The organism is Mucilaginibacter sp. 14171R-50 (genome assembly GCF_010093045.1).
GTDB lineage: Bacteria > Bacteroidota > Bacteroidia > Sphingobacteriales > Sphingobacteriaceae > Mucilaginibacter.
The window spans coordinates 4,189,146-4,210,855 of the sequence record NZ_CP048115.1 but is presented as its reverse complement, the minus strand read 5'-3'; the positions used below and the strand labels follow the sequence as shown (position 1 = coordinate 4,210,855).

Below are 21,710 nucleotides of genomic sequence, written 5' to 3'. Positions count from 1 at the left end.
ATGAACAAGGCAATTTTTTTTGATAAGGACGGTACTCTGATACCCGATATCCCTTACAATGTAGACCCTGAAAAAATCACATTGGAAGATAAGGTAACAGAAGGGCTGCAAAAGCTGCAGTATGAGGGGTTTAAGCTCATCATCATATCAAATCAGTCGGGCGTGGCGCGGGGATACTTCGCTGAGGATAAATTGCTGGCCGTGGCAAACCGCATGGAAGAACTGTTTACTATCAATAATTTAAAGTTAGACGGGTTTTATTACTGCCCCCACCATCCTCAGGGTAGCGTGCCGGGATATGACAAGGAATGCGATTGCCGTAAGCCTGCGCCCGGCATGCTGCTGAGGGCGGCGGCTGATCATCGGATAAGCTTAAACGATTCGTGGATGATAGGCGATATTTTAAACGACGTGGAGGCCGGCAACAGGGCCGGCTGTAATACTGTCTTAATCGACAATGGTAACGAAACAGAGTGGATAGAAGGGCCGTACCGTAAACCAACTATCGTGTGCCAAACCATTAACCAGGCCGCAAACTTGTTGCTATTAAATAACGAACATGAACTGGCAGGGCTGTAAAAATATACTTTGCATCCGCCCGGATAATATGGGCGACCTGATCATGACGGGCGCGGCTATCCGTGCTTTAAAAGAAAGTTTTGGGGCAAAAATAACAGTATTGACCTCATCAATGGCAAAAGGTATCATAAAACATATGCCCGAAATTGATGACGCCATCATCTTTGACCTGCCATGGGTTAAAACGGCCGCAGCTCCAGGCCCCGAAAGTTTTAACAAAGTTGTAGCTGCCATTAAGCAATACAACTTTGATGCTGCGGTTATATTTACAGTTTATAGCCAAAACCCGGTGCCAACAGCAATGCTGGCCTATTTAGCTGGGGTGCCGCAAATATTGTCCTATTGCCGCGAAAACCCGTATCAACTCATTAATAATTGGGTACCTGATATTGAACCTTACCACGAAATTAAACACCAGGTACGGCGCGACCTTGACCTGGTAGCAACTGTTGGCGCGTACCCGCAACATGAGGCACTTAATCTCAATGCTGATGAGGCGTTGTGGCCTGCCATTCCCGGCAAATTAAAAAAAATAGGGGCAGACCTTGAAAAGCCTTTTCTGTTGCTGCATGCAGGTGTAAGTGAATTAAAGCGGGAATACCCCGTTGAAGGGTGGGCAGCAGCAGGGCAGCTATTAATTGAGCAGGGTTACCAGTTGATCCTGACAGGCTCAGAGGCAGAGCGGCAATTAACCGACGAACTGGAAGCTCGCATTGGGGCGGGTAGTTTTTCCGCCGCTGGTATGTTCACGCTTTCGGAGTTTATCTGTCTTGTTAAAAGATCACCTCTGTTAATTTCTGTTAATACAGGTACGGTACACATAGCTGCTGCTGTTGGCACGCCTGTAGTTGTGCTATATGCACAAACTAATCCGCAGCATACGCCATGGAGTGTCCCCCACAAAGTACTGCAGTTTCCGGTGCCCGAACAATTGCGCAGCAAAAATCAGGTTATTGCCTGGGTAAATACAATGCTTTACAACAAATCCGTTAAGCACCCGGCTCCAAACGATATTGTTGAGGCTGTTACCCAATTGCTTAACTCACCAGTGTCACAAACTCAACCGTTTCCCGGAATACCAAATGAAAATCGGGTGTTTGAAGCCAGTTGATGGTCCGATGTACACGGGTGTCTAAAGGCCCCCATCGCTGCGGTTCGCCGTCCATACTAATAACAATACTTGGTGTTTTAAATGCTGATGCGATATGCGATACCCCCGTGCAATTTGAAATGAGCATAGCTGCATTCTCTATGAGTGCACCCACTGCGCCCATAGATGTTTTGCCGGCAGTGTTTATAGGTTCGTAACGCATATGGCTGATAACTGAATCTACAATGTCTGATTCGTCCCTTGTGCCTGTAAGTACTGCCTTATAACCCTGCTCGATGCAATAATCGGCCAGCGCCGCAAAATATTTTACGGGCCATTGCCGCCATGCACCGCGCGACCCAGGGTGTATGCACACATAATTTTTTGGTTCGATACCCAGGTTAAGCTGGTCGAGGGAGTCGTAATCATTTGTCGTAAGGGGATATTCCATATCGTTCCCCTGTAACGGAATGCCCAAAAAATCCATGAGTGCCAGGTGCCTGTCTATTTCATGCCCATGATCCGGATAGGGCATAAATAAGCCGTTATCCGGCGCGTAATGTCCTTCTGTGGAATAACCGGCGGTGAAAGCAGCCCCAAAAAGTTCAACCATCGGGTTGATTACAGAGCCGTTACCCTGCATTTGTAGTGCGAGATCGAACTGTATCTTTTGCACATCATCAAGAAATGCGATAAAGGCAGCAGGGTTTAATTCTTGCTCGGGCAAACCGGGATAGCCGGGAAAGGATATGAACTTATCGAAATAATTACTGAATCTTTCAGTAAGCGATCTTGCCCAGGGCAAACCTATCAGAGTTATCTCGGCATCAGGGTATGCATAGCGCAGGGCCCGGACAGCCGGTATGGCACAAAGCATATCGCCTAACTGTAAGGCCCTGAAAATTGTTATCTTTCTGATCTGGGAAGCTGGTAATTTCATCATTCTAAATAAATAATACGCGGAACTTAAATGCACCATACCATTGCCAAAATACCGATACGAATGGGATGATAAAAGATGTGATAACCATTTCGGTGATATGATTTACGGAGAGCCTGGTTTTATAAAGCCGTTTAAAAATAAAATAGGCTGTTAAACCAAGCCAGCCTGCACAACCAACCAGCGTTACAGCCGACTGCCCGCTTACTATCCCCGCCAGCATCATTATAAAAGCCGTTATAATGCAATAATATAATACCGGGGTTGTCTGGCTTATCTTTTTGCGATATAATGTTGGGTGCTTTTTATAAAGCAGCGCGTTGTACATGGTTTTCTTTTGCTCCTTAATACTTACGCCCCATGCCGGGCTCCGCACCGGATGCACCACAATGGCGCTTTCTACTTTTTTTATAGGGATATTATTATCAATAAGCTTAAACTCCAGGTCGCTGTCTTCGCGCCAGGCCATACTAAACTGCTCGTCGAAGCCCCCGGCCTTTATCAGGGCATTTTTTGTGCAGGCGCAGTTAGCGGTTATAAAATCTGCGGTTTGCAAATGCGCGGTGTTCTGTTCATAATCTGTGGGGTTTTTACCAATGGGCACAATTGTTCTGCCGGTAATTGCAACATCCTGGTTGGGGTTACAGTGCTTGACAAGTTCCTGCAGCCAATGTGGGTCGGGCGTGCAATCGTCATCAGTAAAGGCGATAATTTTGCCGCGGGCGTTTAACCAGCCATAATTACGGGCCGCTGCAGGGCCCTTTTTTACAGTTAACGGCAGGTAACGCATCTGCGGATACTCGTACGCCGCCCATTTATTAACTACCTGTTTTGTTTGCTCGTCTGGTCCATCGCTTACTACAATTATCTCGTAAAGCCACTTATCAAATTTTTGCTGCAGCAGCGCCTGCAGGCAGTTAGTTAACAGTTTCGGCCGCCGATATGTTGGAATTACTATAGATACTGTTATTAGTTCCACTTTCTTTTTCAATTACAAATGATCCGATAATTAATGCATCAAAGGGCGACGACCAAAAGCATTCTACTGCATCGCGCGGGGTGCATACAATAGGCTTGCCCAGCGTGTTGAACGACGTGTTTACCAACACCGGCACGCCGGTTTTGCGTTCAAAGGCTTTAAGCAAATCGTAATAATCTTTATGCTGTTGCTCGTTAATGGTTTGGATGCGGGCCGTGCCATCGGTATGGCGTACTGCAGGTATTTTATCGGCCTTATCTTCTTTTACATCATAAATAAATAGCATAAAAGGTGAATACTCGGCATTGTTAAACCACTCGTGGGCTTTTTCCTGCAGCACAACCGGAGCCACCGGCCTGAAATCTTCACGGTCCTTAACTTCGTTAAGCCTGGCCTGCATAGCCGGGTTAATAGGCGATGCAAGAATAGAACGGCTGCCCAAGGCCCGCGGCCCAAACTCCATCCTGCCCTGGTACCACCCAATGATCTTATCTTGTGCCAGTATATCGGCGGTTTCTTCAGCGATGTTATCCAGCTTGCGGTAAGGCACCTTCCAAAGCTTAAGCTGTTTTTCTATTTCAACATCGGTATATTGTGGGCCCCAGTAGCAATGGTCCATCACAAAGGTTTTTTCATCGCTTTTGCGCTCCTGCGCATCCACCCACAGCGCGGCACCCAGAGCCGTGCCATCATCGCCTGAGGCAGGCTGCACCCAAATATTTTTAAAGAAACCTTTATCGCGTATGCGGGCATTAGCCACACAATTGAGGGCTACGCCACCGGCAAGGCAAAGGTTTTCTTCGCCGGTTTCCTGCTGTAGCCAGCCGGTAAGTTCAAGCATAGCTTCTTCCAGTACCAACTGCATCGAATGCGCAATGTTGAAATGGAAGGCTGTAAACTCTTCGTGGCGCAGCCTTTTAGGGCCAAACCGTTCCACCAGGTTCTGATTGTTTATGGTATACTGGCCGTTACTGCCGATATGTATGATCTCCCTGAAATCGTTTGCAAACTCGGGCTTACCGTATGATGCCAGCGCCATTACTTTATACTCGTCTGACGAATGCAGGAAGCCAAGATGAGTGGTTACATCTTCATAAAGCAACCCTAACGAATGCGGCATGTTTACCTGGCCTATCCTGTCCAACTGCTGGCCGCGGCCAATATTATAGGTAGTGGTGGCTTGCTCGCCCCGCCCGTCTACCGTCATCACTGCAGCAGTACGGAATGGCGAGCAGTTGAACGCGCTGGCCGCGTGTGCTATGTGGTGCTCAACAAAATGCCATTTTTCGCGGCCAATGTTACAGCCAATAAAACGCTGCTGCAAGTGGTGGGGCCAGCCATCCCTTAACTGGCCGGGGGCGTTAATGATAGAAGACAGGAACAAAGGTTCCCAGGGGTTGGCAAATTCATCGTTCAAATGTGAGCGGCCTTCCTCAAAAGGTATTTCGATAGTTTCTTTGCCGCGATATTTTTCGCCGATGATCAGGTATGGGTCAAACGAGTAAGCAATATGGTCTATATCATTGATATGTATGCCGGCAACCTTTAAACAATAATCTATTGCGTGAAAAGGAAGCTCCCAGGTTGAAAATGGTACCGGCCGCTTGCCGTGCTTGAAATGGGTAAAACGCTCTTCTTCAGTTGCAGCAAGTAAAATGCCGTCTTTTACTATACAGGCGGCCGAGTCATGAAAGGCCGCGTTGATCCCTAATGTAAACATCTGTAGCAGATTTAAACTATAATTCTATTAATAACTAATGTTGCAGCGGATCTGTAAGTGAAAAATACGTACTGTAATATATAAGCAACTCTCTTTTAACAGGATTACAAAATTATAGTTTTAGGAAAAATATTATTTATTTGATTAAACATTGATTCCTTTCGCTGGTTATTTTATCATCAACCCATTAATTACTAAACATCAAACTATGAAAAAGGTATTAGTTATATCAGCGATAGCCGTTAGCGCTATATTATCAGGTTGTAAAGGAAACCCCCAGGGCGCTATAGGCGCGAACGATAAGCCCGACAGTACTGTATATGAAAAGCAAAACGCCCCCCGTGAACGACCCGAGGCCTCGAAAAATGATACGAGTAAGAACGTAGGCCCCGGTAGCGATAAAAATCAGGTTACGGATTCCGAAAGCAAAGATAAACACAGGTAACCGTAAGTAATTCTTACCGGTTAATGGCTGCAACTATGTAACAGGTTACAAAAAACAGATAATTATGGCTTAGTGTGATTAACCGGATTGATAAATGATTTGCTGATAAAATGGTAACTGCCCGAACCTATGTGTTCTGTTCTATAACCTTCTTTTTCGTTGTAATCGGGCACATAAACGGTAGCGGTGGTATTGGCCGGTACTTCAACATCAAGGTTAAACGTATCGCCCTCTATTTTCCAGTTAGATACTAGTTTGCCATAAGGTGTTTGATAACTTGCATTAGCATAGGTTAATTTACCACCAACGGTTGGCTTGATAATTATCTTTTTATAGCCGGGGGCATAGGGGTCCGTATCAATGCCCGATGTAACCCGGTACATCCAATCGCCAATGGCGCCATAAGCGTAATGGTTGTAGGAATTCATGGTTGGGGTTTCGAAACTACCATCAGGTTTTATGCCGTCCCATCTTTCCCAAATAGTAGTAGCGCCCATTTTTATAGGGTATAACCACGATGGGTAAGTATCCTGCAGCAATAGTTTATAAGCAACATCGGCATAACCAAAGCGGCTTAAGGCATGGCATAGATAGGGGGTACCCAAAAAGCCGGTGGTTAAATGGTTATCATACCGGGCAATGTTAGCCGCCAGCCTTCCGGCGGCCTGTTCACGTAAATTATCGGGCAGCATATCAAACGCTAAGGCGAGCGTATAAGCGGTTTGCGTATCCGAGGAGATAAGGCCATTTGGCGTTACGTACTCGTTTAAATACGCCGCTTTTATTTGTTGTAATAAAATGGTGTAGTGGTCTGCATCCGCTTTATTGCCTAATGCAGTGGCCGCATTTATCAGTAACTGGGTTGAGTATGCGTAAAAGCACTGCGCTATTAAATACTTGCTGGTTATGGCCGACATACCATCAAGATCATTCTCTACGCTATAAAACAGCCAGTCGCCAAAGTGCCAGCCAGTGTTCCAAAGGTTGTTTTTCGAATGTTTCTGCATGTAATCAACCCATGCCTTCATGTTTGGATATTGGTTTTGTAATAATTCTTTATCCCCATAGGCCAGGTACATGTTCCATGGCACAACGGTTGCAACATCGCTCCAACCCGTAGCACCTCCGTTTTGGCCATCAAATACATCAGGAATAATATGCGGCACACTGCCATCGCTGTTTTGGTCGGCAGCTACATCTTTTAACCATTTAGTAAAAAAGTTGTGCACGTTCATGTTAAACGATGCCGTGCGCGAAAACACCTGCGCGTCGCCTGTCCAGCCTAGGCGTTCGTCACGTTGCGGGCAATCTGTGGGCACATCCAGGAAATTGCCTTTTTGACCCCATTGTATATTATGCTGCAACTGGTTCAGCATCGGGTTTGATGTGGTAAACACCCCTGTAGGTTCCATATCCGAATAAACGGCCACAGCGGTAAAGTTATCAAGGTTTAAATCGCCCCTAACGCCTTCAACCTTAATGTATCTGAATCCCTGCCAGGTAAACTGGGGTTCAAAATATTCATTGCCGCCGCCTTTAAGGATATATACGTTTTGCGCTTTTGCGCCCCTAAGGTTTTCGGTGTAAAAGTTCCCCGCCTTATCTAACACCTCCGTGTGGGATATTTTTATCGAATCGCCGGCTTTGCCGTTGGCGTTTAACCGTACCCAACCCACCAGGTTTTGCCCAAAGTCTATAACCTTTTCTCCTTTGGGGGTTGTTATAACTTTAAGTGCTCTGAAAGTTTCGTGTTTTTTTACCGGCTCGTTATAAGTTGCTATAAAGTTCTCTTTACCATAATCCTGCACCTTTACGGCAGTCCACCTGCTGTCATCAAAACCGGGCTTTGCCCAATCTTTTTGTTCCATTCGGGCATCTATTGTGGCGCCGTTATATATCTCGGCGTACCGGAGCTCGCCCGTTGCAGATTTCCAGCTCCCGTCAGATACGATAGTTTCATGTGTGCCGTCGGTATAGGCGACTTCCAGTTGGAACAACAGGCCTACATCTTTCCCATAGTGGTTAGGGCTTGATACCAGTGTGCTCCGGTACCAACCACTGCCTACCTTTGCACCAATGGCATTTTCACCTTTGACCAGCATTTTTGTAACATCATAAACCTGATATTGAAGGCGTTTATGATAGCTTGTCCAGCCAGGGGTTAAGTAGGCATCGCCAATTTTTGCGCCGTTTATTTGCGCTTCGTATAAGCCGTGGGCGGTTATATATGCAAAAGCGCTTTTTACGGTTTTTTTAAGGGTGATGCCTTTACGAAACATGGAGCTTGGTTTATCTACCATATCGCCTGCATAACCGGGACCTATCCACATTGCTTTCCAATCGGTAGGAGATAACATTCCCATGCGCCACGTAGCTTTTTTGCTCCATGGCGAGGCATGACCTTTATTATCCCAGATCATAACCTGCCAGACATAAGCTGTGCGCGATGTTAATGCAGGGCCTTTATATGGCACGTATATCGATTGACTATCAGCAACCTTATTGCTATTCCAGATCAGTTTATTATCATCCGCCGTATACACCCTGATCTGATAAGCCGATTGCAATACATTTTTTGTATTCCCTGCCTCCATTTGCCAGCTAAAGCGCGGTGTTTTAGCATCAATGCTGATTGGATCGGCCTGGTTTTCGGTAAGCAGCCGTTCCGCGCTTAATTGCGCAAAACAATTTGATCCTAAAACAAGGCATAACGATAAAGTAAGTAGGTTTCTGATCATTTTAAATTAATCTAAGGTTGAACTGATTAAAAATATAGGCTGCAATTGCGGCGCCCGGGTAAAACTGGTCTACAAGGTATAAACAAGCCAACATTCATATACTAATGGTTTGACTGGAAGAATAATATTTCAATTGGATAATATCATTTGGTATAGGTTTCCGGTTCCATTCTTTATGAATAGCCAACGCCGCGCCTACTGCAGTAGCCTGCGCCATGGAAGCCGAGAATACTTCAATTGCCGGGAAAGCTGAAGCAAGCAAATGCATAAATACACTGTTTTTGCTAAAGCCGCCGTCAACAAATATGCGTTTTACCGGGGTGCCTTTTAATACCAGTTGCGTGGCGTAAACCTGTTGGTTTATAAGGTCGAGCACAAGTTGATGATAAGCTTCTATATCATTATGAAATTCAGAAAGGTCCCTTTTCTCAAACGCGGATGTTTTGGCATCGGCATTTTGTGTCACCGAATTTTTTTTGGCTTTCAGGTGACTGATAACTTCCGGCTCAAATATAACGTTCCGGTATTTGATAATATCGGTATGGAAGTGTGCTGCAATTTTTTTAACCTGCTGCTCGTGCTCGTACCCCGAAAACAACCTTGATGCCTTTACCGGCTGGCCCTGGTATTGCAGGTAGCTCAAACAGTCGTCTTTCAATTCATTGGCTGTTAAGGGCTGCTGGTTAAAAGGATTTAAGCTGATGCACCAGGTACCGGTACTGATGAGTATAAACGGCTCATGAAAATTAACCAGGTATGGGATAAGCGCCGCTGAACTATCATGCAGGCCAATTCCCACCTTGTAGTTATTGCCGGGGAATAACGCAGGCATCACCTTGTTAGCAGGTAATATAGGGGGCAACTTTAGCGCGATGCCCTCGTGTTGCGTCCATTCATGATAGCGGTTTTGTTCGAAATCCCAAAGGCAGGTGTGGCAGCCAATACTGGTGAGGTCAGAACAAGCTTTTCCGGTAAGCAAATAGCTCAGGTATTGGGGTAAATGCAGTGCGTATTTTATTTTTTTAAAAACTTCAGGTTGTTCGTACTTTAAACGGTAGAGCTGCAGCCCGGAATTTAAGCTGCCCAGCACCGGCGATGCGGTTTGCACGCTCACTTTGTCTTTACCTCCATATTTTGCATAAAATTGCTCGCTCAATTCTTCCGGGTAACTTTTTAGATAGTTGTACAGGGGCGTAAGTGGTTTGCCATCCTCGCCAACATAAATAAAGCTTGCACCATAGGCCGAAAAATTCACTGCCTTTACCTTAAACTCACTCATGCGGAAAACCTCGCTCAGCGAATCGAACACCGAAAGCCTTAAGCTCTCAATATTTTCGCATGGATAGCCATCCTCATCCACTGTCTCTAAAAAGCGGGCTGTTTTTTCAAAAACTATCTGGTAATTCTCGTCAAACAGGAATAACTTTTTATTCGTCTTCCCAACATCAAATATGGCTATAACGGGTATCGCACTCATATCGCTTTCGTTTATAAACCGGTGGCTACTGTTTTTAAGCCGCGTTCTTTTATTAACTTATTCCTCACCTCAAGTTTCCGGTAAGCACCGATGGGGTCCAGAGAGCCGCCTGCCTGCCTGCAGGCTTCGGCTATCAGCGGCCGTACATCTGTCCGATAGGCCTGTTGCAAAATCTCCTGGGCAAGCGCTACTTCGTTGTCTTGCTGCGCCGCCTTTAAAGCCTTTGTATCTATCAGTAAAGCCTGCGCGTAAGCTATTTTAATAGCCTGTACTGATTGTAAAAGATCTTCCATCGGGTCTTTAACATTGTGCGATGCATCTATCATCCACCCAATATCTGTAGCGTGGACCATGCCGCGGGCGTCCATACCTTCTACCAGTTCATTAAATATTAAAAACAACTGGTAGGGGTTAATACTGCCAACGGTAAGGTCGTCATCGCCATATTTAGAGTCGTTAAAATGGAACCCTGCAAGTTTACCTTCCATCAATAACAGGGAAACTATTTGCTCGATGTTGGTGCCTTGTAAATGGTGACCGAGATCAACCAGGGTAGCAGCTTTATCACCAAGTTTGTTAGCCAGCAGCAGGGATTGCCCCCAATCGCCGATTGTGGTAGAATAAAAATTAGGTTCGAATGGCTTATATTCTATCCATAGCTTCCAGTCGTTTGGCAGCGCGTTGTATATTTCCTGTAAGCTCTCATGCGTGCGTTGAAATGCCTGCCTGAAATTCAATTGACCAGGAAAGTTTGAACCGTCAGATAACCAAACTGATAACGCCTTCGAACCAAGTTCCTTACCATAATTGATCACCTGGATGTTATGCTCAATGGCTTGTGCCCTCACGAGCTTATCCACATGGTGTAGCGAGCCGTATTTATAGCTATGCGTTGCGTTAGCCTGGTCCTGGAAGGTGTTTGAATTTACCGCATCAAAGTGCAGGCCTAATTGCGAAGCCAGTTGTTTTATCGACGTGGCATTATCAGGGATATCCCAGGGAATATGTAGCGAAATGGAATTGCTTGATCTGTTCAGTGCATGGATAACGCCAACATCTTCAATTTTTTCTTCTAGGCTGCGCGGCTCGCCGCCACCGCTAAACCTGCCGAAACGTGTACCGCCGGTGCCTAAAGCCCAGCTCGGGATGGCCACGTTAAAAGCGACAAGTTTTTTTAAAATACTGTCGACATTATTTATGTCGGCAGCTATGTGCTCAAAATTGCGTTGATGTTTTTTGGCTAAATGATGGTTGTGCTCATCAATTAAATGTTTCTCTATCTGCATCTTTCTCAGGTTTATTGAGGTGTAAAATCCCCGGCCATTGGTTGCGGGGGGACTGATATATACTATTACTTATCGTACAAATGCTGTGGCAACGCCGCCATCAACATTAAGCACATTACCGGTTGATTTGTTAAGCAAACCACCCGCAAATGCAAAGCACGCGTTGGCTATATCATCAGGTAAAATGGTTTCGTTTAGCAAAGTACGCCTGGCGTAGTAGGCGGGTAACTCCTCAACAGTAATACCGTAAGCTTTGGCGCGGCCTTCGGCCCAGCCGCCTGCCCAAATATTACTATCGCTTATAACAGCATCAGGGTTTACTACGTTCACCCTTATTTTATCGCTACCCAACTCGGCCGCATTTAGCCTGCTAAGGTGTAATTGCGCTGCTTTCGCGCTACCATAACCGGCGTTATTAGGGCCGCTTACCAGAGCGTTTTTGCTCACAATATTGATCACATCGCCACCAATATCCTGTTTTTTCATAACAGATACTGCCGCCTGAGTAACAAAAAACTGACCTTTTACTAAAACATCATACAGCAAGTCCCAATCTTTCGCTGTGGTATCGCCAATAGTTTTAGAGATAGATAAACCCGCGTTATTTACAATCAGGTCAACACCTCCAAATTGCAGTGCCGCAATATCCATCGTAGCCTGGATCTGGTCGGTATTAGTAACATCCATCACCGCTAAAGCGTAGGCATCCTTACCAAAAAGGCCGTTAAATTCTTCTTCTGCACCGGCTAAGCGCTCTGCGTTCATATCGTTTAAAACAACCACTGCACCTTCCTGCGCAAATTTTTTGGCAATAGCTTTACCAATACCACCCGCACTGCCTGTTACCAAAGCAACACGGCCCGAAAGCGCCTTAGGTTTTGGCATGCGTTGTAGTTTAGCTTCTTCCAGTAACCAGTACTCAATATCAAAAGCTTCCTGTCGCGGTAGAGAAGTGTATTCAGATATGGCTTCGGCGCCTTTCATTACGTTGATGGCGTTGGTATAAAACTCCGCGGCAACGCGTGCGGTTTGTTTATCCTTAGCAAAGGTGAACATACCGACACCGGGGTAAAGTATCACTACGGGGTTCGCATCGCGTATAGCTGGGCTGTTAGGGTGTTTACAGGTGTTGTAATAATCAGTATACATTTGGCGATAGGCCTCAAATGCAGGATTTAGTTTCTCTTTTAAAGCGGCTACATCGCTCAGGTCGTCGGCAGCGTTCAAGTCTAATACCAGCGGGCTGATCTTTGTACGTAAAAAGTGGTCGGGGCAGCTGGTGCCTAACGGGGCCAGCCTGTCCAGGTCGTTTGAGTTGATAAATTCCAGTACACGGGCATCATCCGTAAAATGGCCTATCATCCTGGTTTTTGACGAGCAGAAACCACGCAGAACTGGTGCAAGCGTCGCGGCTTGCTTTTTTCGATCATCAGCAGGCAGGCTTTCCAGCTTTTGGCCGCCAAATACAGGGCCTTTTTTACCGTAGCTTTCTTCCAGGTATTCAGCACATTTTTCAATTACTTCCAGGGTGTTTATGTAACTTTCGTAAGCTGTATCGCCCCAGGTAAATAGCCCGTGCGAACCTAACATAATGCCACGGATGCCAGGGTTATTATCCAGGCACTCTTTTAATTGCAGACCGAGGTCGAAACCGGGGCGCTGCCAGCCTACCCAGCCAATAGTACCGCCGAACAATTCCTGCGTAATCTTTTCACCATCTTTTGCTGCGGCTATGGCAATTGCAGCATCGGGGTGCAGGTGGTCGATGTGTTTAAAGGGTAAAAAGCCGTGCAGCGGTGTATCGATAGATGGCGCTTTTGAATTAAGATCGAAGATACTATGGTTAAACAACTCCACCATTTCGTCCTCATGCTCTACACCGCGATAAACGTTTTTCAGGCTTCTTAGTCTGTCAACGTATAAAGCCGCCAGGCCGCTCTTTTTAAGCGTACCGATATCGCCTCCGGACCCTTTTATCCACATTACTTCTACCTCTTTCCCCGTCAAAGGGTCTTTATCAGTTACCTTGCATGAAGTGTTGCCCCCGCCGTAGTTGGTAAGGCGCAGATCGGCGCCAAGCAGGTTTGAACGGTATATCAGTAATGCTACCTCGTCTCCGGCCAGGGCCGCAGCCTTAGCATCGTCCCATAAGTAACTTACATGTTTAAATTGAGTTGTAGTAGACATATGTTAATCGTTGATTTGTATGATTGTTAAATTATTAATGCTTTATCAGGGTTTTATTGAATTACCATAACCAACCACCAATACCGATACGATAATGGTAGCGATGCCGGCTATAACGGTGTATATTGCTTTTTTACTAACCCCTTTCCATTCCTTTAATAATAAGCCCCAGGCATTTGCTATCAGGATGATGAATGCCATGTGCAGGATCCACGAGCTTGCACCATTGCCCAACTTACTTTCGCCCATGCCGTAAAAAAAGAACTGCAGGAACCAGGTGGTGCCTGCAAGAGCCGAAAAGATGTAGTTCTTTAATAGCGGTTTTTGCCCGTCGGTATAATTACTGAAAGTCTTATTCCTCGCATTCAGAATCATACACCAGATAAAGTTGGTAGTAAGGCCGCCCCATAATATCACTATATAAATAACATTGTTTTGAAACAGAAAATTACCTGCGTTAGGGTGCAATGCCTTCCAGGCCACATTAGCCGCATCGGCCATTGATTTGCCCGCCTCGATACCGAAATTAAAACAGGCGCTCAGCACCCCCGACACAATGGCTACAAAAATACCAAGGCCAAAGCGGTACTCTTTATTTTCTTCGGCTACCGTTTGGTTTTTGGCTAACTCGTTTTCTTTTAATGTACCTGCTTTACCGCAGATGATAATACCAATTGCACAGATAACGATACCCAGCAAAACCATTTGACCCCATTGGCTGTGCAGCATCATGCTAAAACTGTCTTTACCTTCTTTAGGGAAAAAGTTATAATAAACCGAAGGTATGATGGAGCCAAACACTGCACATAGGCCCAATATAATGGTGCTGCCTAATGATACCCCAAGGTACCGTACGCCAAGTCCGTAGGTTAAGCCGCCTATACCCCAAAGCAAACCAAAAAAATAGGTAAGCAACAATATCTGGCCGTTAGTTTGGCTGATAATATCCATAAAGTTTGGTATGGTTAACCAGGCAGCCAGCGGAGGGATGATAAGCCAGGAAAAGATGCCGCCTACTATCCAGAAACTTTCCCAGGCCCAGCCCTTTACTTTTTTATAGGGAATGTAAAAGCTACCGGAGGCAAAGCCACCGATAAAGTGAAAGATGACACCAAAGATTGCTTGCATAATTTAGGATTTGGGTTTATTATAAATGGTTAAGGCAATAATAAAGGTAACAGTTTGTTTAACCATCCCTATCTGTTACCTTCCGGAATTTTAAACGGCCGTAATCAGTGATGGTATAGCTGGGTATAGTTAAATTGATAATTTAAGATACTTTCGAAAACGCTTAACCTTTAAGCCGATTAACCAACTGAACCACGAATGTTTATTATTAAAAAGCTACGCCCTGCGTTTGTTTACATATCGCTTGCCAGTTTATTTTTATACGCCTGCAGCACAAAAAAGCAAATAGTACAGGTAAATAAAATTAAGCCGATGGCCCAACTTGAAACGGGCTTTATAACCGCTCCTGATTCTATCCAAACCAGTGTTTATTGGTACTGGATATCGGATAATATATCTCAAGAAGGTGTGATCCACGATCTGGAATCGATGAAGAAAGTGGGCATTAACCGTGCTTTTATAGGTAATATATGGCAAGACGACGTGCCCCCCGGCAAAGTGAAAATATTTACCAATGAGTGGTGGGATATTTTACATGCCGCGCTAAAAAGGGCTACCGAGCTAAATATTGAGATAGGGATATTTAACAGCCCGGGTTGGAGCCAATCCGGCGGGCCATGGGTTAAGCCGGAGCAGGCAATGCGCTATTTAACATCATCTCAAATAGCGGTAAAGGGGCCTTATAAATTTAATACCAAACTGGTAAAGCCGCAGAAGAATTTCCAGGATGTTAAGGTGCTGGCTTATCCAGTTAACGCAAACTATGGAACAGATATCAGAGATCTGAAACCCGTTTTAAGTTCAGCACCCTTTATTAACAATCTTGCTAAGATCACAGATCATACCGACTCCACAGCGGTAGATTTTGAAGCGAATAAGCGTTATACAATAGATATCACCATTAAAAAGGTATATACCGCACGCAGCCTGGTTATTGTCCCCGCCCGCAGGCGTATGACGCTGGAAGGGGATATACAAGTTAAAAACAATGGCGCCTACATAACCATAAAGCATTTTATGATAGACTGCAGTAACGACGCTACTAACGTTGGCTTTGACCCTTACGGGCCGGCTGCAATCTCTATTCCTGCTACCACATCTAATAATTTTCGGTTACTGTTTACAAAGACCGATAATGGCGGTATCGCAGAAATAAAGTTGTCATCAACCCCGGTGTTGGAAAATTATGTAGAAAAAACGCTTGCCAAGATGTGGCAAACACCGTTTCCGTACTGGAATGCTTACCAATGGGCGGCGCAGCCTGTTATTGACGACAGCAAATACATAATAGACCCTGCAAAGGTGATTGATATATCAAGATACATGACGGCCGATGGCACACTAGCATGGCAAGTGCCGGCCGGAAACTGGATCATTGAACGTACCGGGATGACACCAACTAATGTGACCAATGGGCCAGCCTCGGCCCAGGGCACCGGCCTGGAAACCGATAAAATGAGCAAAGAGCATATTGCCGCGCATTTTGATGCTTATTTAGGAGAAATTATTAAACGCATCCCCGCTGCCGACCGCAGAACCTGGAAGGTGACGGTTGCAGACAGCTACGAAACCGGTGGCCAAAACTGGACAGACGGCATGATACAAAAGTTTGAAAGCATTTACGGTTATAACCCAACGCCGTATATTCCGGTTTTACAGGGAAAAGTAGTGGGCAGTGAGGATCAATCAGACCGTTTCCTTTGGGACTTACGCCGTTTTGTTGCCGATAGGGTAGCTTATGATTATGTTGGCGGCCTGCGCGATATCAGCCATCAGCATGGGCTTACTACCTGGCTGGAAAATTACGGGCACTGGGGTTTCCCGGGCGAGTTTTTGCAGTATGGCGGGCAGTCGGATGAGATAGGTGGTGAATTTTGGAACGAAGGCATGCTGGGCGATATTGAGAACCGAGCGGCCTCATCCGCAGCGCATATTTACGGGAAAACAAAGGTTTCGGCCGAGTCATTTACATGCGCCGGCGGCCCGTATGCACGTTATCCCGCATTGCTGAAGCAACGCGCAGATCGCTTTTTTACAGAAGGAATTAATAATACGCTAATGCACGTATACATCAGCCAGCCTTATCAAGATAAAGCACCCGGCATCAGCGCGTTTTTTGGTACTGAATTTAACCGGTTAAACACCTGGTTTTATGATATGGATATCTTCCTGAAATATATCAAGCGTTGTAACATGATGCTGCAGCAAGGTAAATATGTTGCAGATGTAGCCTACTTTATAAGCGAGGACGCGCCAAAGATGACCGGTACTCAAGATCCTGAACTACCACAGGGGTATTCGTTTGATTATATTAACGGTGAGGTAATAAAAACCAGGTTAAGTGTAAAAAACGGTAAATTGGTTTTGCCGGACGGTATGCAATATAGCATCCTGGTATTGCCGCAGTTAACCACCATGCGCCCGGAATTGCTTTTAAAAATAAAAGAACTGGTGCAGCAAGGCGCAGTTGTTTTGGGCCCTAAGCCTGTAACCTCGCCAAGTTTGCAGAATTATCCGGCGGCTGATGCGCAGCTTAGCAAACTGGCTAACGAATTATGGGGCAATATTAACGGCACATCTATCAAAACAAACAAGGTAGGCAAGGGGATGGTGATCAGTAATATGCAGCTGCAGGAAGCGCTGGACCTGATCAAAGTTATTCCGGATGCCAGGATCACGGAAAATAATTCCACGTTGTTTATCCACCGTAAAGTAGTTGATGGCTCGATCTATTTCATATCTAACCAGGAAAACAAAACGGTTAAAATAGCGCCGCAGTTCCGCGTCACCGGTAAACGCCCCGAGCTATGGGATGCCGTTAGCGGAAGCGTACGTGAATTGCCGGAGTACACACAAACAGCCGGTGTTACTACCGTGCCGCTTGAACTTGCCCCGTCGGAAAGCGCCTTTATTATTTTCAGGCAGGATGCGCAAACTTCAGTCTCGACCACACCAAATTACCCTGTACCTGTGCAAATAAAAGCCATCAATAAACCATGGACGGTAAAGTTCGACAGTAAAATGCGCGGCCCGGTCAACCCCGTTATATTCAATACGCTGAGTGATTGGTCGGTTCACCCTAATGATAGCATCCGATATTATTCGGGTACGGCATTTTATAATAATACATTTACATTAACTGCTATAAAAAAAGGCCAAAAGGTATTTTTAAACCTGGGAGTGGCAAAGGCGATCGCCAAAGTAAAGGTAAACGGCCTTACCGTTGGCGGCGCCTGGACAGCTCCCTACAAAGTTGATGTAACTGCCGCCGTAAAGTCCGGCGAAAATAAGCTGGAGATTAAAGTGGTAAATACGTGGGTAAACCGTTTGATAGGTGATAGTAAACTACCCGCATCAGCGCGAAAAACATGGTTGAGTAATCAACGGTTTCATCCAACGGATAAGTTAGAATCGTCGGGTTTATTAGGGCCGGTGCGTATTGAGGTTGTAAATCAAAAATAAGGTTAACGTACTGTGAACACCCGCCGAGCAATTGTCACTGATTGGAGCCTGGCGAGTACGAAGCGATGTTATCGTTACAGCGAATTCCTGATAACTGTATTAAACGGCACTTTTAAATGTTGTGTCGAGTTATCCAACACCAACCCGGCAGCTTTTTCTCCCATATATCTAAAATCGGTTGATATGGTAGTGATGCCATTTAGCATCAGTCTTTTTAACGCCGTTTCATTATACGAAATGATGCCCACGTCCTCCCCAACTGTGTACCCAAGGCTAAGTGTATTATCTATCAGTTGTACCAGGTCGTCTTCTGTGAGTGTAATGTACAGGGTGTTTTTAACTATGGTCTCGGTTTTCAGGTCGGATATGATATCGTAGTAGCAGTTGTAGGTTTTGCAAAAGTTAAGAAAGCCGATCAATATATCGGTAGAGAAATAGCTTTGCTTAGGAAATATGATTGTTAACGTGGTGTACTGGCGGATTTTTTCGATCAGATCGGTAAGGGCGTTAAAAATATCATTCTCAAAATCTTCGTAAACCGCTCCAAATTCGCCAGTAACGCCATCTACCAGTTTTCCCAGCAAAATCAGTTTATTCTTCGGTACCTCGTTTATTACTTCAAATGCATTATCGGCTTTGTCCCTGAAATGCGGCACAATAACCACCTTATCGTATTTATCTACTTTTTCAAGCAAAAGCTTTTTAAAGAAATTAAAATTGCTGTTATAAATATAAAAATCGATAGATGCTTTTTGGGCGAGCGCTTCGGCGAAGGCATCATACAGTAATTTTTTGTGACTGCTTAGCTTATTGAACAACAGCAGTACCTTAACCGACTGATCTACGCGTGTATTGGATATAAAATAGCCCTTACCAGGAATAGAACTGATAACGCCGATCTTTTTAAGATCATTATAAGCACGGGTAATGGTGTTTCTTGAAATATCAAGCGCTATGCTCAAGTCGTTTATGGAAGGCAGGATATCATCTTTATCGATCACCTTTTCTTCAATAGCCCGCAAAATGGAATTATATATCTGCGCGTAATACGGCGTTATAGAATATTCGTCTATCCTTAATATTTTTAAGTAATTTTTCATCAACAAGGTAAATATACCAGTAGTTTTGGCTTTTAGACGCTATAATAACCCTAATGCCCTTTTACGATAATCTGTAGGAGGGATGCCGGTTTTTTCTTTAAACATTTTTGAAAAATAAAAGTAGCTGTCGAACCTTAAATCGCAGGCGGTTCAACCGCATCTTGCTTAAAAATAAAATTGAAGTTTCCCATCAAGTGCATAATTCCCCGTAAATAAGGCTAAATCAAATAGTACAAATAAAATATCAAAAAGCAAATTATTTGCCCATAGCTAATATTGGGGTAACGATGGGGCTGAAATTTAATTGTTTACCATTTTCGGGTAACAGAGAACCCGCTTGTAGTTTACCGAACAACATTTGATGGTTTTGATGCCCACCATTATCATAAGTAAACCCATAGCTGCCTGTGTTTGTGGCCGAAGACAGCACGATGCAATAAGCCGTACCCTTTGTTACATTAACAGCCGGATGAATAACCTGCCGCTTAACCGACCAGCCTATTGCATTTGCCGGAATAGCTTTACTTACCAGTGCTTTGCCCACCGGGTTGCCTTGCGCACCGGCACGGTAAACATCTACTTGCAGGTCTGCATCAGGGGTGCCGGTTTTATATGCAGGTAAGTAAATCGTTTTTAAAACACCGCTTCGTTCTGCAAAAAAAGTTTGCGATCGTTTTGTGTCCCGGGCTATGTCAGCTACGCCTTTAACACTGCTTTTTTTGCTGTCCATAGCAGGTATTGTTACCACTTTGCTACCCGTAACTTTAAAAGGCTGGTCGCAGGTAAGCGGAATGATGGAGCCATCGGCATTAAAGGTAAGCGGGGCCCAGTAATAGTTTGCCAGGGCTTCGTTTTTGGCGGCGTTGTTCCACAGGTCGCTGCCAAAAAGGTAAACATTTCCAGAACCAAGTTTTATAGTTGATACAAATGATGGCTGCCCGCCGCGTGAATTATCACTGATCTTTTTCCCTTCAGACCATGGCCCTAGCAACGATTTGGCTGTTTCGGCAAGTTATAAATTCCTTCTTACATCATTGATAAAAGTGGTGCGTTTCTCACATCTTGCGTGCTCATCAAAAAAATCCTTAACATATCGGTGCTTTTCAAAAAATGTTCGGGGGTGTTGCCTTACATGAAAAATAAATTGATTTTTTGCTAAATCAATTTAGCTTTTTATAACTTTGGCGCATGAAACTAAGGTTACTTGCTTTTTTATTTATACTGCTTTTAACAACGCATCTTCATGCACAGAACATTCGGCCCTTTAAACCGGGCGATAGGGTGGTGTTTACAGGAAACAGCATTACAGATGGGGGACATTATCATTCCTATATATGGCTATATTATTTAACGCATTTTCCGAATAACCGTATCAAAATTTTTAACGCGGGCATTGGAGGCGACATCGCCCAACAGATGTATGAAAGGCTGGATACCGACGTGTTTTCCAAAAAACCTACAGTGGTTACACTCACCTTCGGCATGAATGATACCGGTTACCAGCGTTTAAAAGCCGACGAGGCAGATGCTGTATATGGTGAGAAAGTAGCAGTTTCGGTAAAAAGTTTTAAATTGATAGCAGAAAAGCTAAAGCAGCATCCGGGTGTGAGGATGGTTATGATCGGCTCGTCGCCATATGATGAAAGTTCGAAAAATAAATTTATAAAACTGGTTAATAAAAATGCCGCTATGCGGCAGATCGCAGCCGAACAGCAACGGGTTGCCCAAGCCAACGGCTGGGGATATGTAGATTTTGGCGTACCCATGACAGCCATTAACCTGCGTGAACAGCAACGCGACTCGGTTTTTACCCTTGAGGGCAGCGACCGCATACACCCTACAAATGATGCGCAAATGATAATGGCCTGGATTTTTCTTAAAGCGCAAGGCCTCGCCGGAAAGAAAATCGCGGATATTGCGATAAACGCCCAAAGTAAGAAGATAGACCTGGCCGGGAATTGCACCATCACCAACCCGGTTATATCAGCCAATAAAATTAGTTTTACTTACCTCGCTAAATCGCTGCCATATCCAATGGATACTATCCCAAGTGGTTTTGGCCGTCCGCAAAAGGCGCAGGCGGCCAGCTTAAAGCTGATTCCGTTTAACGAGGAATTTAATCAGGAACTGTTGCAGGTAAAAGGCTTAAAGGCAAAGCAACTATTATTAAAGATAGATGGAAAAGTAATTGGTACCTATAGCGCGCAGCAATTCGCGCATGGTATAAACCTGGCAGCAATTACTACAACGCCTCAGTATCAGCAGGCCTTGGCAGTAATGCATTTAAATGAAGAACGCTGGGCAATAGAACGCCGCCTGCGCGAATATTACTGGATCCATTACTCCATACTTAAGCCAAAAGGTTTGTTGTTTAATGATGGCGATGCTACGGTGGATTCTTTGCAAAAGTATGGTAAGAAAGATTTCTTCGTTGCGGCAACTTTCCCCACCTATCAAAAGGCCCGCTTTAAAGCTGTACGTGATGCCTGGCAAAAGGAAATCGACCTGTTAACCGATCAGCTTTACACCATTAATAAACCTGTTCCGCACCGTTTCGATATCACTTTAGTTAACTGATG

15 protein-coding genes are annotated in these 21,710 nt (G+C 44.9%); 5 read left to right on the top strand and 10 right to left on the bottom strand.

The window, feature by feature from the left end:
• Both GWR56_RS18985 and GWR56_RS18980 read left to right on the top strand, forming a co-directional pair.
• Nucleotides 1-579, top strand: coding sequence for an HAD-IIIA family hydrolase (locus GWR56_RS18985; protein ID WP_162432774.1), 579 nt, complete (start codon nucleotides 1-3; stop codon nucleotides 577-579).
• Complete coding sequence (locus tag GWR56_RS18980; RefSeq protein ID WP_162432773.1) at nucleotides 560-1,690, top strand: glycosyltransferase family 9 protein; 1,131 nt, start codon at nucleotides 560-562, stop codon at nucleotides 1,688-1,690. Before GWR56_RS18985 ends, GWR56_RS18980 begins: the two co-directional genes overlap by 20 nt.
• Here GWR56_RS18980 and GWR56_RS18975 read toward each other — a convergent pair.
• Genes GWR56_RS18975 through GWR56_RS18965 form a run of 3 tightly spaced genes read right to left on the bottom strand, consistent with a single transcriptional unit; the run spans nucleotide 1,617 to nucleotide 5,308 of the window.
• Nucleotides 1,617-2,612 carry a glycosyltransferase family 9 protein gene (locus tag GWR56_RS18975; RefSeq protein WP_238395269.1) on the bottom strand — a complete coding sequence of 332 codons (996 nt, stop codon included), beginning with the start codon at nucleotides 2,610-2,612 and terminating at the stop codon, nucleotides 1,617-1,619. The two genes, GWR56_RS18980 and GWR56_RS18975, sit on opposite strands and share 74 nt — an antisense overlap.
• A gap of 1 nt (nucleotide 2,613) precedes the next feature.
• Nucleotides 2,614-3,588, bottom strand: a complete 975-nt coding sequence (locus GWR56_RS18970) for a glycosyltransferase family 2 protein (protein WP_238395268.1) — start codon at nucleotides 3,586-3,588, stop codon at nucleotides 2,614-2,616.
• A complete protein-coding gene (locus tag GWR56_RS18965; protein WP_162432772.1) occupies nucleotides 3,527-5,308 on the bottom strand; it encodes a carbamoyltransferase C-terminal domain-containing protein in 1,782 nt (593 codons plus the stop codon). Before GWR56_RS18965 ends, GWR56_RS18970 begins: the two co-directional genes overlap by 62 nt.
• A 208-nt stretch (nucleotides 5,309-5,516) precedes the next feature.
• Between GWR56_RS18965 and GWR56_RS18960 the strand changes: the two genes are divergently transcribed.
• Complete coding sequence (locus GWR56_RS18960; RefSeq protein ID WP_162432771.1) at nucleotides 5,517-5,753, top strand: hypothetical protein; 237 nt, start codon at nucleotides 5,517-5,519, stop codon at nucleotides 5,751-5,753.
• Nucleotides 5,754-5,815: 62 nt separating this feature from the next.
• Here the strand turns inward: GWR56_RS18960 and GWR56_RS18955 are convergent, their stop codons facing one another.
• The 5 genes from GWR56_RS18955 to rhaT form a co-directional block, all read right to left on the bottom strand.
• The gene (locus GWR56_RS18955; RefSeq protein ID WP_162432770.1) at nucleotides 5,816-8,491 is read right to left on the bottom strand and encodes a glycoside hydrolase family 78 protein; all 2,676 of its coding nucleotides are present in this window, start codon (nucleotides 8,489-8,491) and stop codon (nucleotides 5,816-5,818) included.
• A 94-nt stretch (nucleotides 8,492-8,585) separates the two neighbouring features.
• Entirely contained in the window at nucleotides 8,586-9,968 is a 1,383-nt protein-coding gene (locus tag GWR56_RS18950) for an FGGY-family carbohydrate kinase (protein ID WP_162432769.1), read from the bottom strand.
• Nucleotides 9,969-9,979: 11 nt separating this feature from the next.
• The gene (locus GWR56_RS18945; protein WP_162432768.1) at nucleotides 9,980-11,254 is read right to left on the bottom strand and encodes a TIM barrel protein; all 1,275 of its coding nucleotides are present in this window, start codon (nucleotides 11,252-11,254) and stop codon (nucleotides 9,980-9,982) included.
• Between the two features lie 69 nt (nucleotides 11,255-11,323).
• Nucleotides 11,324-13,441, bottom strand: a complete 2,118-nt coding sequence (locus GWR56_RS18940; protein ID WP_162432767.1) for a bifunctional aldolase/short-chain dehydrogenase — start codon at nucleotides 13,439-13,441, stop codon at nucleotides 11,324-11,326.
• Between the two features lie 45 nt (nucleotides 13,442-13,486).
• Nucleotides 13,487-14,569: an L-rhamnose/proton symporter RhaT gene (gene rhaT / locus GWR56_RS18935; RefSeq protein ID WP_162432766.1), complete on the bottom strand. Its 1,083-nt coding sequence runs from the start codon at nucleotides 14,567-14,569 to the stop codon at nucleotides 13,487-13,489.
• A 198-nt stretch (nucleotides 14,570-14,767) separates the two neighbouring features.
• Here rhaT and GWR56_RS18930 point away from each other — a divergent pair, with 198 nt between their 5' ends.
• Nucleotides 14,768-18,031 carry a glycosyl hydrolase gene (locus GWR56_RS18930; RefSeq protein WP_162432765.1) on the top strand — a complete coding sequence of 1,088 codons (3,264 nt, stop codon included), beginning with the start codon at nucleotides 14,768-14,770 and terminating at the stop codon, nucleotides 18,029-18,031.
• A gap of 74 nt (nucleotides 18,032-18,105) precedes the next feature.
• On the opposite strand, the gene GWR56_RS18925 is transcribed toward GWR56_RS18930, so the two are convergent.
• Both GWR56_RS18925 and GWR56_RS18920 read right to left on the bottom strand, forming a co-directional pair.
• Complete coding sequence (locus GWR56_RS18925) at nucleotides 18,106-19,131, bottom strand: GntR family transcriptional regulator (protein ID WP_162432764.1); 1,026 nt, start codon at nucleotides 19,129-19,131, stop codon at nucleotides 18,106-18,108.
• A gap of 256 nt (nucleotides 19,132-19,387) precedes the next feature.
• Nucleotides 19,388-20,122, bottom strand: a complete 735-nt coding sequence (locus tag GWR56_RS18920; protein WP_162432763.1) for a hypothetical protein — start codon at nucleotides 20,120-20,122, stop codon at nucleotides 19,388-19,390.
• Nucleotides 20,123-20,319: 197 nt separating this feature from the next.
• Between GWR56_RS18920 and GWR56_RS18915 the strand changes: the two genes are divergently transcribed.
• Nucleotides 20,320-21,708, top strand: coding sequence for an SGNH/GDSL hydrolase family protein (locus tag GWR56_RS18915; protein WP_162432762.1), 1,389 nt, complete (start codon nucleotides 20,320-20,322; stop codon nucleotides 21,706-21,708).
• Nucleotides 21,709-21,710: the final 2 nt, after the last annotated feature.

Excerpts from the sequence above, each read along its gene's own strand:
- GWR56_RS18965 (WP_162432772.1), bottom strand. The coding sequence starts at position 5,308 with ATGTTTACATTAGGGATCAACGCGGCCTTTCATGACTCGGCCGCCTGT.
- GWR56_RS18960 (WP_162432771.1), top strand. The coding sequence starts at position 5,517 with ATGAAAAAGGTATTAGTTATATCAGCGATAGCCGTTAGCGCTATATTA.
- GWR56_RS18985 (WP_162432774.1), top strand. The coding sequence starts at position 1 with ATGAACAAGGCAATTTTTTTTGATAAGGACGGTACTCTGATACCCGAT.
- GWR56_RS18930 (WP_162432765.1), top strand. The coding sequence starts at position 14,768 with ATGTTTATTATTAAAAAGCTACGCCCTGCGTTTGTTTACATATCGCTT.
- GWR56_RS18925 (WP_162432764.1), bottom strand. The coding sequence starts at position 19,131 with ATGAAAAATTACTTAAAAATATTAAGGATAGACGAATATTCTATAACG.
- GWR56_RS18945 (WP_162432768.1), bottom strand. The coding sequence starts at position 11,254 with ATGCAGATAGAGAAACATTTAATTGATGAGCACAACCATCATTTAGCC.
- rhaT (WP_162432766.1), bottom strand. The coding sequence starts at position 14,569 with ATGCAAGCAATCTTTGGTGTCATCTTTCACTTTATCGGTGGCTTTGCC.
- GWR56_RS18980 (WP_162432773.1), top strand. The coding sequence starts at position 560 with ATGAACTGGCAGGGCTGTAAAAATATACTTTGCATCCGCCCGGATAAT.
- GWR56_RS18940 (WP_162432767.1), bottom strand. The coding sequence starts at position 13,441 with ATGTCTACTACAACTCAATTTAAACATGTAAGTTACTTATGGGACGAT.
- GWR56_RS18955 (WP_162432770.1), bottom strand. The coding sequence starts at position 8,491 with ATGATCAGAAACCTACTTACTTTATCGTTATGCCTTGTTTTAGGATCA.
- GWR56_RS18950 (WP_162432769.1), bottom strand. The coding sequence starts at position 9,968 with ATGAGTGCGATACCCGTTATAGCCATATTTGATGTTGGGAAGACGAAT.
- GWR56_RS18975 (WP_238395269.1), bottom strand. The coding sequence starts at position 2,612 with ATGATGAAATTACCAGCTTCCCAGATCAGAAAGATAACAATTTTCAGG.
- GWR56_RS18915 (WP_162432762.1), top strand. The coding sequence starts at position 20,320 with ATGAAACTAAGGTTACTTGCTTTTTTATTTATACTGCTTTTAACAACG.